This window comes from Rhodococcus sp. NCIMB 12038 (genome assembly GCF_002165735.1).
In the GTDB taxonomy this organism is placed as follows: domain Bacteria; phylum Actinomycetota; class Actinomycetes; order Mycobacteriales; family Mycobacteriaceae; genus Rhodococcus_F.
On record NZ_NHML01000008.1, the window covers coordinates 87,957 to 103,061 of the forward strand.

Sequence of the window (15,105 nt, forward strand, 5' to 3'; positions counted from 1 at the left end):
TGCTGGAGCTGCGCCGAGATCGACGGCTACGTCGGCATCTTCGCGTGGGGCGGGCTGTGGCTGCGCGACCCTGGTGTCCGCACGATCATGCCGATACGGCCCTGAGGGGTTGGTAGGGTCGGAGTGCGTGGGAACGATAGGTGTGGACGGTGACGCTCACCAAGGCGTCACCGTCCGACACCGTTACCGGGTGCGGCGTGATCCCACGCAGCCGAATCTGCGGCAGGTGCACCTCATGCACGCCGAGTTTCACGACGAGTTGAACTCCCTGGGCTTCGAGGTTCAGGCCGGTCAGCTCGGTGAGAACATCACCACCCGTGGTATCGACCTGCTCGCATTGCCAACAGGAACTCGTCTTCACCTGGGCGCGCGGGCGGTGGTCGAAGTGACGGGTCTGAGAAATCCGTGCAAGCAGATCGAGGCGTTCCGCGCAGGTCTCCTGTCGCACACGGTGGATCGGGACCTGAACGGCACGATTGTCCGCAAGGCGGGCATCATGTCGATCGTCCTCGAAGGCGGCGACGTCCGGCCCGGTGACGCCATTTCCCTCGAGCTACCGTCCAAGCCGCACCGGCCACTCGTGCCCGTGTGACCTCGAGCGTTGCCGGAATTTCTGCAGGACGCCCGTCACTGCGTAGGCGGCGCCGGCTAAGGACAATACCCAGGGCGCCGCGACGATGAACGGGTCCATCCACTGGTGGTTCAGGTCGACGCGTTTCTTCCCGAGTCGGGACGACACACCGTGATGGGAAAACTCGCTTCGAATACCCGTCTGGGTGACGGGGTTGTCGGGGTGCAGGGTCGCACACGAGGCCAGGTGGCTCTCCAACGCATCGACCCGGTCGGCGGCCAGAAGGATGAGCCAGTGCGCAGCCCGGCCCTCGCTGTATTTGTACGCGAGTTTCCGCATGGCGCCGGAGAGGCCCTTGGGAGGACAGGAGGTGCCGAATACGGGTGTCAGGAATTGATGTTCGATCGACCGCTCACGCGGCCACTTCTCCTCCTGGCGCTCCGGGAAATCCCAGTGGGCGCCCGTCGCGCCGGGATCGAAACGCTCCTTCGGTACCGCGGGACGGTTCTTGGGGTCGAGGTCCACACCCCATCCCGGAATACGCGCGCGTAGTTCGTCGCTCGCCAGTGGACGCTTCGGCGTGTCGGCTGTGTAGGCCATAATCGGGTCCTCCTCGTCGATCAGCCGGCGTGCGGCACGATGACCGGCTTGATGCAGTTGTCGAGCTTGGCCGAGAAGATGTGGTAGGCGTCGGCGATATGCTCGAGCGGAATACGATGCGTGACAATATCGTTGGGCTTGAGGTAACCGTTGCGGATGTGCTCGAACAGGCGGGGCCACTGACGTTTCACGGGGCATTGATTCATGCGAAGCGTCAGCCCCTTGTTCATCGCATCACCGAACTTGACAGCACTGAACATTGGACCGTAGGCGCCCATCACAGAAACCGTCCCGCCCTTCCTGACGGAATCGATCGCCCAGTTGAGGGCAATCGGGGACCCACCCTGCAGCTTGAACTTGGCGGCCGTGACGTGTTGAAGGAAGTTGCCGTCGGCCTCGGCGCCGACGGCGTCGATGGCCACATCGGCCCCGAGATGGTCGGTGATCTTCTTCATGTGGACCACGATGTCGGCGTAGTCGCCGAAGTTGTAGGTCTCGGCGTGCGCGCACGTGCGAGCCTTCTCCAGTCGGTACTCGAGGTGATCGATCACGATGACGCGCCCGGCACCCATGAGCCAGGACGACTTGGCTGCGTACAGGCCGACCGGCCCGGCCCCGAACACCACCACGGTGTCGCCCTCGACGATGTCGCCGAGTTGTGCACCGAAGTAGCCGGTGGCGAGGGCGTCGGTGAGGAGTAGCGCGTCCTCGTCGTCCATCCATTCGGGGATTCTGGCGGGGCCGACGTCGGCGAACGGTACGCGCACGAACTCCGCCTGCCCACCGTCGTATCCACCGCACGTGTGGGAGTACCCGTAGATGCCGCCCACAGCGGTGGCGTTCGGGTTCACGTTGTGGCAGTTCGAGTAGAGGCCGCGTGCGCAGAAGTAACACGAGCCGCAGTACACGTTGAACGGGACCATCACCCGGTCGCCGTGCTGCAGGTTCTGTACCGACGGGCCGACCTCCTCGACCACGCCGATGAACTCGTGGCCGAAGGTCATGCCGACCCGGGTGTCGGGCATCATGCCGTGGTACAGATGCAGGTCCGATCCGCAGATCGCCGCCAAGGTCACCCGCACGATCGCGTCGTTGGGGTGCTCGATGCGTGGGACTGCCTTTTCTTCGATGCGGACCTTGTACGGCCCCCGGTACACCATCGCTCGCATCACGCCTCCTCGTCCACGGCCGATAACCTTGTTGAGACCCCGACAGGGGGAGCAAGTACCCGCGTCGGTCCGAACAAAACACGGACGTGGCGGGGCGGCCCAACGTTCACGGTGGGTGAATGGATGTCAACACTGTTTCCGACAGCCAGCTCCCACCATTGGTCCGGTCGACCATGTCCGGACCAATGGTGAGGTCGACCCGGACTTCGACGAGACATGCCTGGGAAGGTCCGAGGAATCTGTACGAAAGCCCGGCGCGAACGTGACCAGCGCGGAGCTTCCTTCACTGGCGACGCTGCAATCGGTGACTTGGTCGATGTCAACGAATTGGGGAACGGCTTCTCGTCGCCGGCCTGGTCCTCACCGGTGCCATCACCGCAGCGCAACGGCGGCACGATCAGGACAGCCTGACCCTCCCGACGGTGTGTCCCGGACCCGCAGCGATCAACCCCGCCGGACCGGTCGACTGGAGCGACCTCGCCGGTGGCGCAGGCCATTTCGGCCAAGCCCACCTCGGCCACGAGTTCCGGGCGTTCACCGGGCTCACGCCGACCCGGCACGTCAAAGTCCGGCGACGGTTCCTGTGCGAACATCCCAGCCACACGCTGGACGGCTGGCCGCTGCCGGCCGATTGATTTCGTACACGAGCGACAGCTCATGACACGCTAATTTGGGGGCACCCCAAAACAGAGGAGAACCCCGTGGGCAAGGTTGTCATGTACGGCTCGGTGTCGGTGGACGGCTTCGTCGCGGATGAGAATGACCAGCCCGGACCGCTGTTCGACTGGTTGTCCAACGGTGACGTCCCGTTGGTCGAAAGCGGCGAGATTAAGGTGTCGCAGACGTCCTACGACTACACCCGGCCGTACTGGGACCAGATCGGGGCGACACTCGTCGGCCGCCACGTCTTCGACATGACGGACGGCTGGGACGGGAAGCCTCCAGGCGGGATCGACCACGTGGTCGTCGTGACGCACCGGCCGGAGCCCGAGGGCTGGAACCCCGAAGCGCCGTTTCACTTCGTCGACGGCGTCGAGGCAGCCGTGGCAAAGGCGCAGGAGCTTGCGGGTGACCGCATCGTCGAGGTCGCCGCTGGCGACGTCGGTGGCCAGGTGCTTGCCGCGGGCCTGGTCGACGAGGTGCGCATGGACGTCGTACCCGTCGTGTTCGGGTCCGGCAAACGCTACTTCGGGTCGGTCCACGCGCAGCACCTGTTGGAGGACCCTGACGTGGTGATTCAGGGCAACCGGGTGCTTCACCTGCGCTATCGGGTACGCCGTTGACCGATCTGAGCGGTACGCGAAGAAGTCCACTGCGAACGGTGACACAGGATCGGACCTCCGGCTGCGTTCGCGCATCGCTGTCCCTAATCGGACAGCGGCGCCGATACGCCCCAGCACCTCACCTGCGGCAAGTTCAACTCGAGTTCACTGGTAACCGGATTCCGTCGCATCTTGGCCGACCCCCAACCGTGGTGTGGGCTGTGCGCTGGGAACGTTCCAGCGCGGGAGGAAGCACCTGGAGGCAGTGATGAGCGTTGACGACTCCAAGCAGGAGCACACCATTCGGACGGGCGAACAGGGGGCGCGGTGAGCGGTACCAGGGTGTTGGTGGCGGGGGCGAGCATCGACGGGCCCGCGCGAGCCCACTGGCTGCGTCGGCGCGGGCCGAAGTAACCGTGGTGGAGCGCGCCCCCGAGCTGCGTCCCGGTGAGCAGGCGGCTAGAGAGCTGTCGGCCTGCGCTTCAGCGAACCATTGTGGCCCAACGACTTAGCAGGAGTGCAACACCTGGCTCATCGCGTCCTTCTCCGCCTGGGTCACCCACAGACTGTAGAGAGCTTTGACGTCGATCTGCCGGGAGACGTAGGTGCACCGGTAGCCCTTGTTCGGCGGCAGCCAGGACGCGGCGTCGGAGTCGGACTTCTGACCGTTGGTGGGCCCGTCGACGGCCCGCACATTGCGAAGGTCGTTGGCCAGGTCGCGGCGCTGCTCCGGGCTGAGCTGCTGCGCACCCTTCTGCCACGCATCCGATAGAGCGACGATACGGTCGATCTGCACGGCGGTCGAGGTGTCCTGACCACGAACGAACGCAATGGTGGCGGCGGTGTAGGTGTCGTGCAGGGTGCCGGTCGCCACCACACAGTCCCGCGTGCTCGCCTTGTAGGTCAGATCGACCAGGTCGCGCCGGAGGATGTCGTTGCGGGTGTCGCAGCCGTTGTGGCCGCCCTCGACTCCGTTGTCGTCGGACCACGAGGTGCCGAACTGCTCACGGGCGTATCCGGTCTTCGGTGCGCGCCCTTTGACCGGCAGGGTGTCTAGCTTTGCCAATGCCGGTGCTGGATCGAAGCCCGTTGCGGGGGCAGCCGGTGCGCCCCCGAGTGAGCCGGTTCCCGGGTCGGCATCGGCGATCGCCGAGCACCGCGTCAGGCCGAGCACGGTGACCGCGCTCAATGCGACGAGGGCGGTACGGGGGGCGCTGCGCATGCGTCTGTTCTCCTGTTGTCTGTGGGCCGGATGTGAAAACGGTATTGCGTGCGCCCCCGACAACATTGGTAGCGGCTCACATCACCTTGGGGATCGGGTCCGGCTGGGTACCCTCTGGGCGAAGGAGACAGACAACCGGAGGGGCCAGGCCGCCGTGTGGTGTTGTCGCCCGAGGTCACACGACCGCACGCCCACCGGATACCCCGACCCGACCGGACCGGTTCACTTCAGATACCGGTCCGGCGCTTCACGGGTGCCATACCCCTCCTGGGCTTGCCTCGGCGCACACCGGTTCGGAGAAAGATCGACGCGGGCACGCCACGGTGCAGGTCGAGCCCGTCGAGAACCTGGGCCACGCCGCGAACTGCCCTGGTGATCGCCGTCGCACAGCGACTGCCCACGCGCTGGACCGCCGGCACGGGAGAATCGGTGTCATGCCCGCCCGCCGCCGTCCCGGTCACCTCGTCCACGTCTTCGCAGTCCTGCTGCTCGCCCTGGTGACCGCGGCCTGCGCACCGTCCACCGACCAACCCGCTGGGTCGGCCGCACCGCCATCCTCCGGTCCTCCGATAGTGGTGACGCCCGCCGACGGCGCCACCGCGATCAACCCGCTCGACCCGGTGTCGGTGAACACCACCGGCGGCACCCTCGAGACAGTCACCCTGACCAACGACGAGGGCCGGGTCATCGAGGGGATCTTCACCCCCGACCGGCTGTCCTGGAAACCGGGAGTTCCTCTCGGCTACGGCCGCACCTACACGCTCGCGGTCACCGCTGTCGGCGACCAAGGAGTCCGCAGCGAGAAGACCAGCACGTTCTCCACCGTCACCCCCGGCAATCAGACCAAGCCCACCTTCGTCACCACCGGCGGGAACCTGCTCGCCGATGGCGGCACCTACGGCGTCGGCATCGTCATCGTCACCCACTTCGACGAACCGATCACCGACCGGGCCGCCGCGGAGAAGGCTTTGCACGTTCAGACCACACCCCCGGTCGCCGGCTCGTGGTATTGGGCCGACGATCAGAGCGTGCACTGGCGACCGGAGAACTACTGGACACCCGGCACCCAGGTCACCGTCCGCGCCGACGTTTACGGCATCCCCCTCGGCGAAGGCCTTTTCGGGCAGGAGGACGCGCAAACGTCATTCACCATCGGCGACGCCCACATCTCCGTCGCCGACGACACCACCAAACAGGTCACCGTCACCGACAACGGGCAGGTGGTCCGCACGATGCCGACGTCGATGGGCCGGGGTGGCACCGAACTCGTGGATGGTCAGACCCTCTCGTTCTGGACTCAGCCGGGTATCTACACCGTCATCGACAAGGCCAACCCGGTCATTATGGACTCCTCCACCTACGGGCTGCCGGTGAACTCCCGCCTCGGATACAAGGAATCGATCAACTACGCCACCCGCATCAGCAACGACGGCATCTACCTCCACGAACTCGCCGACACCATCTGGGCGCAGGGCAACACCAACGTCTCGCACGGCTGCCTGAACCTCAGCCCCGACAACGCTCGCTGGTTCTACGACTTCTCCGTCCCCGGCGACATCGTCGAGGTACGCAACACCGGCGGCGCTCCCCTCGAGCTGTGGCAGAACGGCGACTGGTCCCTCCGCTGGGACCAATGGCAGGCCGGCAGCGCCCTGAACTGACGAGACCCGCACGGCCCGGGCCGTCGCAGGAGAGCTCGTGTCCCCGACGGGCCGAGGATACGACGGTCGCCGTGAAGTCGCTCTGCGCCCATCCTTGATATCAAGCTCCCAGCTGCTGTTGATCTGGTCCGTGAGCACGGGAATCGTCGCTGCGTCACGTCCCCTCGGCGCGGATGCGGTTTTGCCGAACACCGGTCCGGGGTACGTGGTGACTGGGGTTTGTCGAGGTGGTGATTTCGGTGCCCGATTCCTATGCCGACGTCGTCGAGCGGTTGTGCGGGGAGTTCGATGGTCGGGTGCCACCGGTGGTCCCGCAGATCGTGCGGCAGTGATGCCGCGACGCGAGTGGCGCCGACTCGCCTGCCGATCCGAATCCGCCCGGACTCGAAGGCCTCGCGCGGCAACGACTGCTGGTCGCGGCGACCCGTGGCGGGACGACCGGCAGCGGAGACGGGACAGCCCCTTTATCGCCACAGACCAGAAGATTGGGGCCTGGCGGTGACAATCGGCCCTAATCTCAGGCCGACGGACGGCGAACACTGGGATACAGGCCACCGGCGTTTCGCGCCGGTCGGGGCGGAACGCGATTCACCGAGGAGGCGATCGTGAACAACACCATTCCCGACGAGAACGTTGTTCGCATTGCCGTGGACCTTGCCTGCCGGGCGCCGTCGGTACACAACAGCCAGCCGTGGCAGTGGACGTACGCCGACGGTCAACTCGACCTCTACACCGAACGCGGCCGCGTCCTGGCGTCCACCGACCCGTCGGGCCGGCAGTTGGTGGTCAGTTGCGGTGCGGCGCTGAATCATCTTCAGACGGCACTGATCGCTCTCAAGTGGGCCGCGGACGTCCAGCGTGTCCCGGAGGGTCCTCGCTCGGGTCACCTGGCGACGATCCGGTTCCGGCACGACGCCCGGCCGCAGTCGCACGACTTCGATCTGCTCGCGGCGATCCGGCACCGGCACTCCGACCGCAGGCCCTTCGGACCGGTCAGTGCCAAGACTCCGCTGCCTGCCGCGTTGGACGACGTGGTGCGCCGCCGGGACGTCCACCTGACCGTGCTGAGGCAGGAGGCGCGTCCAGCGCTGGCGAGAGCAACCGAAACAACTGCGGCCGCAAGGAAATACGACTCCGCTTATCAGGCCGAGCTGCATTGGTGGGCCGGTCATTCGACCGCACAGGGCGGAATACCGCCGGACGCGCTCGCCACCGCGGACAACCGGGATCGCGTCGACATCGGGCGCCACTTCCCCGCCGGCCGGGACGCCGGCGCGACCACGGAGACGGACCACTCGACCGTACTGGTGCTGAGCACCGCCAACGACGGTCGCGGTGAGTGGCTCCGCGCCGGTGAGGCGCTGTCCGCGGTGCTGCTGGAGGCCACCGTCGGCGGTTTGTCGACGTGTCCGCTGACCCACATGACCGAACTCCGTCAGGGCCGGGAGATCATCCGCGAACTGCTCCCCGACCGCGGGTTCCCGCAGGCGCTGATCCGGGTGGGCACCACTGAGAAGAAGTCGGCGCCGCGGCAGACGCCGAGACGGCCGGTCGAATCGGTCTTGTCGGTCGGCCGGCGTCGTGTCCCCCGCTGACGGGGCGCGGCGGTGAGAGCAGTTATCCCGTGAGGTGCACGCGGCTGTGCGTGGCCGTTTCCACGTCGGCTGCGGTGGCCTCGATCAGTTGGTGCGCGAGGTCGGACAACGCGCGGGCGGTAGCTAATTCCTCTCCGATCTCAGGGATTTCGGTGTCGTCCGGGTTTCGGCGGGCGAGTCCGGACCCGACGAACGTGCGAGTGTCGCGGGTGCGGAGCCGCGCCTGCGCGCGGGTTCTGGAGCCGCCTTCCTCCGAGTCGTGTTCGTCGATGACGATCTCCACCAACCATGTCGTCTCGTTCATGTCCGGTGGCCTCCGTTCGGTGTGAGTGCGGGACCGAGGTGGTCCTGTCACCCAGTGTTCTACGGTGCCGGACATCTAGGAACCGTGAGAATCACGACCCGGCATAGGAAAAGGCAGGGAGTCGTCCACTCCGTGCCCCTTTCAACGTATAGCGCACCGGGGGCCTTGCGGCAAGACCCGGGTCGTGCCGCAGAATCTCCCGCCGGAGCCAGAGCCTGCGGAAAACGCGGAGCGAACTGGCCGAAATGCACGCATGTCGAAATGGGGGTTTTCAATGATCGACGTGATCGTTGCCGGCGGCGGACCGACCGGCTTGATGCTGGCCGCCGAGTTGCGGCTGCACGGTGTGGACGTGCTCGTGCTGGACAAGGAACCGGAGCCGACGAAAGTGGTCCGCTCGCTCGGCCTGCACGTGCGCAGCATCGAACTGATGGATCAGCGCGGCCTGCTGGACCGCTTCCTCGCGGAGGGCACACGGTACGAGGTCGGTGGCTTCTTCGCCGGCATCGACAAACCGTGGCCCGATCGGATGGACACCGCACACGGGTACGTCCTCGGCATCCCGCAGACCGTCACCGAGCGCCTGCTGGCCGAGCACGCCACCGAACTCGGTGTCGAGATCCGGCGCGGCTGCGAACTGGTCGGGCTGAGTCAGGACGAGGACGGGGTGACCGTCGAACTGGCCGCATCCGGAGACACCCGGCTGCGCGCCCGGTATCTCGTCGGCTGCGACGGCGGCCGCAGCACGGTCCGAAAGCTGCTCGGCGTCGGTTTCCCCGGCGAGCCGTCGAGGGTCGAGACGCTGCTCGCGGAGGTGGAGCTGACGGCGCCGCCGGAGGAACTGGCCGCGGTGGTGGCCGAGGTCCGCAAGACGCAGAAGCGGTTCGGCGCCATGCCCCTCGGGGACGGGGTGTACCGCCTCGTCGCACCCGCGGACGGGGTCGCCGAGGACCGGATGGTCCCGCCGACCCTGGACGAGCTGAAGCGGCAGGTGCGGGCTCTCGCCGGCACCGACTTCGGCGCGCACTCGGCGCGCTGGCTGTCCCGCTTCGGCGACGCCACCCGGCTGGCGGACCGCTACCGGACCGGCCGTGTACTGCTGGCCGGCGACGCGGCGCACATCCACCCGCCGACCGGCGGGCAGGGCCTCAACCTCGGCCTCCAGGACGCGTTCAACCTCGGCTGGAAGCTGGCCGCAGAGATCGGCGGCTGGGCCCCGGACGGGCTGCTGGACAGCTATGAGACCGAGCGGCGCCCGGTGGCCGCCGACGTGCTGGACAACACCCGCGCGCAGATGGAGTTGATGTCCACCGAGCCGGGTCCCCAGGCGGTGCGCAGGCTGCTGTCGGAACTGATGGACTTCGAGGAGGTGAACCGGTATCTGATCGAGAAGATTACCGCGGTGGGCGTCCGCTACGACTTCGGCGCAGGCCACGAACTGCTCGGCAGGCGTCTGCGGGACGTCGCGCTGAAGCGCGGTCGCCTGTACGGGCTGATGCACGGCGGTCGCGGACTGCTGCTCGACCAGAGGGGCCGGCTGTCCGCGGCGGGCTGGGCGGATCGGATCGACCAGGTCGACGACGTCAGCGAGGAACTGGACGTACCCGCGGTGTTGCTCCGGCCGGACGGTCACGTGGCGTGGGTCGGTGACGATCAACGGGATCTGCTCGCGGTGCTGCCCACGTGGTTCGGCCCCGCCGACGGCTGAGGACGGACGTGTGACCTTCGGCCCTGTCATTGTGCTCGCCGTTATCGCACCGTTGTACGAGGGCCGGCGCACGACATCGGAGCCGGCGAAGGAACGAGGACACCATGTTCGAACACTCCACCGCATCGCCGCGCGAGGATCGTCATCGGTGGGAGGACGAGCCCGGCGAGTTCCTGTACGTGCATCCCGCGGGGTTCGCGCTCGCGGTGGTGTCGGGAGCGGTGACCGCGGGCCTGGTGGTCCTGCTGGGTGCGTGGCTCGCGACTCCCCTCGTCGGAGTCGGCGCCGCGGCGACGCTCGTCGCCACCGTGGGGTTGGCGGCGGCGATGTTGATGCCGCACCGGCCGCGGCGCCGCGGATCCGGACCGTTTCGTCCGGCCGCGCGCTGAAGGCCATGTTTCCGATGCTCGCCGGCGTAATCTGAATTCTCCGAGCGTGACGCGGCCAGGTCTGGAGGGTGCCCATGATCAGGGTTTTCCTGGTGGACGACCACGAGGTCGTCCGGCGTGGGATCGCGGATCTCCTCACCTCCGATCCCGCGCTGACGGTGGTCGGTGAGGCCGCCTCCTATGCTCAGGCGATGGCGCGGGTGCCTGCCCTGAAACCGGATGTCGCCGTCCTGGACGTGCGTCTGCCCGACGGCAACGGAATCGAGCTGTGCCGGGAGTTGCACTCGCTGATGCCGGAGTTGCATTGCCTCATCCTGACGTCGTTCACGGACGAGCAGGCGATGCTCGATGCGATTCTCGCCGGGGCCAGCGGATACGTCGTGAAGGACATCCGGGGTATGGAGCTGGCTCAGGCGGTCCACGATGTGGGGGCGGGCAAATCTCTGCTCGACAGTCGCGCCGCCGGCGTATTGATGGACAAGGTCCGCGCCGACGCCGATGGGAAGGACGGCATCTTCGCGCACCTGACCAATCAGGAGCGGACCTTGCTCGCCCTGCTCGGTGAGGGGCTGACCAACCGGCAGATCGCCGCACGCATGTTCCTCGCTGAGAAGACCGTGAAGAACTACGTGTCCCGGCTGCTGACGAAACTGGGTGTGGAGCGCAGGACGCAGGCGGCGGTGCTGGCCACGAAGATGCCGTCGAAACCGTCCGGCACCTGACGGCAGCGGTGGTCGTTCCGGCTCCTCGTGAGGTCGCCGGGTGGGACAATGCGTCGTGTGACCCGTCAACCGGACGAACACGACCGAGGGCCCCTGCTCGGTAGCCTGTCCGAATTGAGGCTGCGCGAACTCCTGACCGAGGTGCAGGAACGCATCGCGCAGATCGTCGACGTGCGCGATCACGTCGACGGCCTACTCGAGGCGATGCTGGTCGTCACGTCGGGACTCGACCTCGACAACACGCTCCGCACCATCGTGCACGCGGCGATCGATCTGGTCGACGCGCGTTACGGTGCGCTGGGGGTGCTCGCCCCGACCGAGGGGCTGAGCGAGTTCGTCTATGAGGGCATCGACGAGGAGACGCGGGAGCGGATCGGCGACCTGCCCCGTGGTCGCGGCGTCCTCGGTTTCCTCATCACGGATCCGAAGCCGGTCCGGCTGGTGGACCTGTCCCGGCACCCCGTGTCGGTGGGATTCCCGCCCGACCATCCACCGATGAAAACCTTTCTGGGAGTTCCCATTCAGGTGCGGGACGAGGTGTTCGGGAATCTGTATCTCACGGAGAAGGCCAACGGTGCGCAGTTCACCGAGGACGACGAGGTGCTTCTCCGCGCCCTTGCGGCCGCCGCCGGTATCGCGATCGAGAACGCCCGCCTGTACGAGGAGTCCCGGACGCGGCAGGCATGGCTGGAGGCGACACGGGAGATCGCGACCGAGTTGCTCGCCGGCAGCGAGACCGCGGAGGTGCTGCAGGTGATCGCCGACGACGCGCTTGCCCTGACCACCGCCGACAGCGCCTTCCTCGCGGTGCCGGACGATCCCGACATGCCGTCGGACGAGGTCACCGAGCTCGTGGTCACGGCGTCGGCGGGGACGGTGTCGGATCGGATCATCGGCCAGGCGATCCCGGTCGAGAGGTCGACGTCCGGTGAGGCATTCCGGGAGAGGACCCCGCTCCGGGTCTCCGCGCTCGCGTTCGATCCCGGGTTCGAGACCGGAGCCCGGTTCGGTCCGGCGCTGGCGCTCCCCCTGCGTGCCGCGCAGTCGGTGTCCGGGGTGCTGGTGACCCTCCGTCATGTCGATGCGGCGCCGTTCACGGACGATCAACTGGCGTTGATGTCGGGTTTCGCGGATCAGGCGGCGGTCGCACTCCAATTGGCGAACAGTCAACGCCGGATGCGTGAACTCGACGTCCTGTCCGATCGCGACCGGATCGCGCGTGATCTCCACGACCACGTCATCCAACGGCTCTTCGCGGTCGGCCTGTCGCTGCAGAGCACCCTGCAGCGGGCGAAGGCTCCCGTCGTCAAGGACCGGCTCGAACAGTCGATCGACGACCTGCACGACATCGTGCGCGACATCCGCACCGCAATCTTCGACCTGCACGGCGGTTCGGGCGGCATGACCCAGTTCCGGCGGCGCCTGCACGAGATCGTCGCCGAGACCACCGCGGATTCCGGGTTGCGCACGACCGTGCACATGTCCGGTCCGCTGTCCGTCATCGACTCCTCGCTCGCCGAGCATGCCGAGGCGGTCCTGCGTGAGGCGTTGAGCAACGCGGTCCGGCACGCCGGAGCCGACACGGTCACGGTCAGTATCTCCGTGTACGACGATCTAGCGATCGAGGTCGCGGACGACGGCAAGGGGTTCGAAGAGACCGTCGTCACCAGCGGGTTGGACAACCTGGCCGCCAGGGCGCGAGAAGTGAACGGGCACTGCGTCATCGACTCGACACTCGGCGGCGGAACCACTCTCCGGTGGTCCGCTCCCCTTCCCTGAGTCCGGGTGCGCTTCAGCTCAGTGCCGCCCGCACCAGCAGTTCGAATGCCGGCCGCGGATCGGTGGTGTCTCCGCGGGCGATGCGATGCAGGATCAATCCCTCCGCGCAGGCCATCAGAGCGGTGGCGGCGGTCTGCGGATCCCGCGCACCCAGGTGGGCGAACGCCGAGACGACCGATGCCTCCATGGCGGTCCGTCCGCGTGCCAGCGCCTCCCGGAGAACGGGGTCGTGGCCGGCCTCGAGGAACAGGATCAGGCGCGCCGCGGTGACGGTGCGGTTGGCGACGGTCGTGTAGTCGATCAGACCGCAGACCGCGTCGACGAGGTCTTGCGCGGATGCCGGTGCCAGCATGCCGACCTCGGACAGTTCGCGTTCCACGATCGCGTCGACGGTCCCGGTGAGCAGTGCGGCCCGGGTGCGGAAGTAGTTGGACGTCGACCCTTTCGGGATGCCGGCGCGGTCGTCGACCCGGGCGTGGGTGAGCGATCGCAGACCCTCGGTTCCGAGCAGGTCGATCGCGGCGTCGAGCGCCTTCGTTCTCGTGGACGTCACCTCGCTACTATAAACATAGTGACTTGGCACTATGATCGTAGTAGCGTGAAGTCATGAGACACGAGACCCCCGACGATGCCGAAGTGTCCGACCCGAACAGAGTGCCGGACAACACCTTTCCCGAACTGGACGGGGTCCGGCACCGCTACGTCCGGCTCCCCGGCCTGCGGATGCACGTGGCCGAGGCCGGTCACGGCGACCCGGTGGTGTTACTCCACGGCTTCCCCCAGCACTGGTGGGAGTGGCGCGGGGTCGTCCCGGGGCTCGCCGAGCACTACCGGGTGATCTGCCCGGATCTGCGCGGCGCCGGCTGGACGGACGCCCCGCCCACCGGATACACCCGCGCGCAGTTGCTCGCCGACGTCGAGGCGCTACTGGACGCGCTCGACCTCGACCGGGTCTGCCTGATCGCGCACGACTGGGGCGCACTGCTCGGATACGAACTGTGCCTGAGCGCGCCCCACCGGGTCCGGAAGCATCTGAGCCTCGGTGTCCCCCACCCGTTCGTCCGGTTCGACCCACGGTTGCTGACGGCGATCGCACGGCACGGCTGGTTCGAACCCGTCATCGCCGCACCGTTCCTCGGCCCGTCCCTGCTCGGCCGTGGACGTCAACGGCTGACGTACCACCTGCTGCGGGGTTTCACGACGGGCCGGAACACGTGGTCGGAGCGCGACGTCGAACTGTTCGCCGGACGGTTGCGCGAACCGGCCCGCGCCCATGCGGCGTCGGCTCTCTACCGCTGCTTCATCATGCGTCAGGCGGCGCGGATCATGATGGGCGCGTACCGGCACACCCGGCTCGCCACTTCCACCCGGGTGCTCGTCGGCGCCGAGGATCCCATCGTGCGCCCGGAATTCCTCGGCGGCTTCGAGGGGCACACCGACGATTTCGGTGTGGAGTTCGTCGACGGCGCCTCGCATTTCCTCGTCGACGAGCGACCCGATGTGGTGCTCGAACGCTCGCTTGCATTCTTCGCCTCGGCCTGAGGGGCCGGGGATCGTGAGGTTTTCGGTCAGGCAGTGCCCAGCGGGTGCGCGCCGACGACGGAGAGTAGTTGCAGCTTCTCGTGACTGTCGCTGCCCGAGGTGGCGGTGTAGACAAGCAGGTGGTGCTTGACTTCGTGGGGGCGGATACCGACCTCGTGGTCGTTCCACCCGTCTCGGAATTCCGCGCTCTGGGCAAGGAGCAGGTCCGCCTAGTGCGCGGCGCGAGAACTGCGGCCCCGCAGGGTGACGATCTCGCGCAGGCCGGAGGCGAACATCCGGGACCAACCTCCTCGCCGCTCGTCCCGAGGTCGGGCGCGACGAGGAGACCGCGGGACGCAGACTCATCCGCGCCCTGTCCGAACGGGGGATTCTCCTCGGGACCGTCGAGACTGCGACACTCCCGGCCCTGTACGCCGCCACCTCACCCGACGCCGAAGGTGGCGGGTTCTACGGGCCCCGCGGACTCGGGCACCTGGGCGGCCCGCCGGCGGAGCAGACGCTCTACAGCCGCCTGCGCGGCGAGGACGAAGCCCGACGGATGTGGCGGACCTCCGAGGAACTGACACGCGTGACCATTCCCG

General features: G+C 67.4%; 15 protein-coding genes. 10 read left to right on the forward strand and 5 right to left on the reverse strand.

The annotated features are described in order from the left end of the window. Window positions 1-127: 127 nt before the first annotated feature. Complete coding sequence (locus CA951_RS13820) at window positions 128-592, forward strand: MOSC domain-containing protein (RefSeq protein ID WP_256973562.1); 465 nt, start codon at window positions 128-130, stop codon at window positions 590-592. On the opposite strand, the gene CA951_RS13825 is transcribed toward CA951_RS13820, so the two are convergent. Together CA951_RS13825 and CA951_RS13830 are read right to left on the reverse strand one after the other, a co-directional pair. Further along, the gene (locus tag CA951_RS13825) at window positions 554-1,171 is read right to left on the reverse strand and encodes a hypothetical protein (RefSeq protein WP_087557375.1); all 618 of its coding nucleotides are present in this window, start codon (window positions 1,169-1,171) and stop codon (window positions 554-556) included. The two genes, CA951_RS13820 and CA951_RS13825, sit on opposite strands and share 39 nt — an antisense overlap. A gap of 20 nt (window positions 1,172-1,191) precedes the next feature. After that, the gene (locus tag CA951_RS13830) at window positions 1,192-2,340 is read right to left on the reverse strand and encodes a zinc-dependent alcohol dehydrogenase (protein ID WP_087557376.1); all 1,149 of its coding nucleotides are present in this window, start codon (window positions 2,338-2,340) and stop codon (window positions 1,192-1,194) included. Between the two features lie 422 nt (window positions 2,341-2,762). Between CA951_RS13830 and CA951_RS13835 the strand changes: the two genes are divergently transcribed. Continuing rightward, the gene (locus CA951_RS13835) at window positions 2,763-2,975 is read left to right on the forward strand and encodes a hypothetical protein (protein WP_218780489.1); all 213 of its coding nucleotides are present in this window, start codon (window positions 2,763-2,765) and stop codon (window positions 2,973-2,975) included. A gap of 66 nt (window positions 2,976-3,041) precedes the next feature. Then, a complete protein-coding gene (locus tag CA951_RS13840; RefSeq protein WP_087557377.1) occupies window positions 3,042-3,623 on the forward strand; it encodes a dihydrofolate reductase family protein in 582 nt (193 codons plus the stop codon). Between the two features lie 487 nt (window positions 3,624-4,110). Here CA951_RS13840 and CA951_RS13845 read toward each other — a convergent pair whose 3' ends face one another. After that, entirely contained in the window at window positions 4,111-4,824 is a 714-nt protein-coding gene (locus CA951_RS13845; protein ID WP_087557378.1) for an HNH endonuclease family protein, read from the reverse strand. 434 nt (window positions 4,825-5,258) lie between these two features. On the opposite strand from CA951_RS13845, the gene CA951_RS13850 reads away from it, so the two are divergent. Together CA951_RS13850 and CA951_RS13860 are read left to right on the forward strand one after the other, a co-directional pair. Then, window positions 5,259-6,485: an Ig-like domain-containing protein gene (locus CA951_RS13850; protein ID WP_087557560.1), complete on the forward strand. Its 1,227-nt coding sequence runs from the start codon at window positions 5,259-5,261 to the stop codon at window positions 6,483-6,485. 605 nt (window positions 6,486-7,090) lie between these two features. Then, entirely contained in the window at window positions 7,091-8,080 is a 990-nt protein-coding gene (locus CA951_RS13860) for a hypothetical protein (RefSeq protein ID WP_087557379.1), read from the forward strand. Between the two features lie 22 nt (window positions 8,081-8,102). Here CA951_RS13860 and CA951_RS13865 read toward each other — a convergent pair whose 3' ends face one another. Further along, a complete protein-coding gene (locus CA951_RS13865; RefSeq protein WP_087557380.1) occupies window positions 8,103-8,384 on the reverse strand; it encodes a DUF1876 domain-containing protein in 282 nt (93 codons plus the stop codon). 274 nt (window positions 8,385-8,658) lie between these two features. Between CA951_RS13865 and rox the strand changes: the two genes are divergently transcribed. The 4 genes from rox (at window position 8,659) to CA951_RS13885 (ending at window position 12,982) form a co-directional block, all read left to right on the forward strand. Beyond that, window positions 8,659-10,092, forward strand: coding sequence for a rifampin monooxygenase (rox, locus tag CA951_RS13870; protein WP_087557381.1), 1,434 nt, complete (start codon window positions 8,659-8,661; stop codon window positions 10,090-10,092). A gap of 104 nt (window positions 10,093-10,196) precedes the next feature. Further along, window positions 10,197-10,481 carry a hypothetical protein gene (locus tag CA951_RS13875; RefSeq protein WP_043823996.1) on the forward strand — a complete coding sequence of 95 codons (285 nt, stop codon included), beginning with the start codon at window positions 10,197-10,199 and terminating at the stop codon, window positions 10,479-10,481. A gap of 74 nt (window positions 10,482-10,555) precedes the next feature. Further along, entirely contained in the window at window positions 10,556-11,203 is a 648-nt protein-coding gene (locus tag CA951_RS13880; RefSeq protein ID WP_087557383.1) for a response regulator transcription factor, read from the forward strand. A gap of 48 nt (window positions 11,204-11,251) precedes the next feature. Beyond that, complete coding sequence (locus CA951_RS13885) at window positions 11,252-12,982, forward strand: GAF domain-containing sensor histidine kinase (protein ID WP_087557384.1); 1,731 nt, start codon at window positions 11,252-11,254, stop codon at window positions 12,980-12,982. 13 nt (window positions 12,983-12,995) lie between these two features. On the opposite strand, the gene CA951_RS13890 is transcribed toward CA951_RS13885, so the two are convergent. Further along, a complete protein-coding gene (locus CA951_RS13890; RefSeq protein WP_087557385.1) occupies window positions 12,996-13,535 on the reverse strand; it encodes a TetR/AcrR family transcriptional regulator in 540 nt (179 codons plus the stop codon). A gap of 53 nt (window positions 13,536-13,588) precedes the next feature. On the opposite strand from CA951_RS13890, the gene CA951_RS13895 reads away from it, so the two are divergent. Further along, on the forward strand, window positions 13,589-14,524 hold the full coding sequence (locus tag CA951_RS13895; protein WP_087557386.1) for an alpha/beta fold hydrolase: 936 nt from the start codon (window positions 13,589-13,591) through the stop codon (window positions 14,522-14,524). Window positions 14,525-15,105 lie beyond the last annotated feature (581 nt).

Bases quoted from the DNA above. Each gene is read 5' to 3' on its own strand.
- CA951_RS13895 (WP_087557386.1), top strand. From the start codon at position 13,589: ATGAGACACGAGACCCCCGACGATGCCGAAGTGTCCGACCCGAACAGA.
- rox (WP_087557381.1), top strand. From the start codon at position 8,659: ATGATCGACGTGATCGTTGCCGGCGGCGGACCGACCGGCTTGATGCTG.
- CA951_RS13850 (WP_087557560.1), top strand. From the start codon at position 5,259: ATGCCCGCCCGCCGCCGTCCCGGTCACCTCGTCCACGTCTTCGCAGTC.
- CA951_RS13880 (WP_087557383.1), top strand. From the start codon at position 10,556: ATGATCAGGGTTTTCCTGGTGGACGACCACGAGGTCGTCCGGCGTGGG.
- CA951_RS13885 (WP_087557384.1), top strand. From the start codon at position 11,252: ATGCGTCGTGTGACCCGTCAACCGGACGAACACGACCGAGGGCCCCTG.
- CA951_RS13825 (WP_087557375.1), bottom strand. From the start codon at position 1,171: ATGGCCTACACAGCCGACACGCCGAAGCGTCCACTGGCGAGCGACGAA.
- CA951_RS13830 (WP_087557376.1), bottom strand. From the start codon at position 2,340: ATGCGAGCGATGGTGTACCGGGGGCCGTACAAGGTCCGCATCGAAGAA.
- CA951_RS13845 (WP_087557378.1), bottom strand. From the start codon at position 4,824: ATGCGCAGCGCCCCCCGTACCGCCCTCGTCGCATTGAGCGCGGTCACC.
- CA951_RS13865 (WP_087557380.1), bottom strand. From the start codon at position 8,384: ATGAACGAGACGACATGGTTGGTGGAGATCGTCATCGACGAACACGAC.
- CA951_RS13875 (WP_043823996.1), top strand. From the start codon at position 10,197: ATGTTCGAACACTCCACCGCATCGCCGCGCGAGGATCGTCATCGGTGG.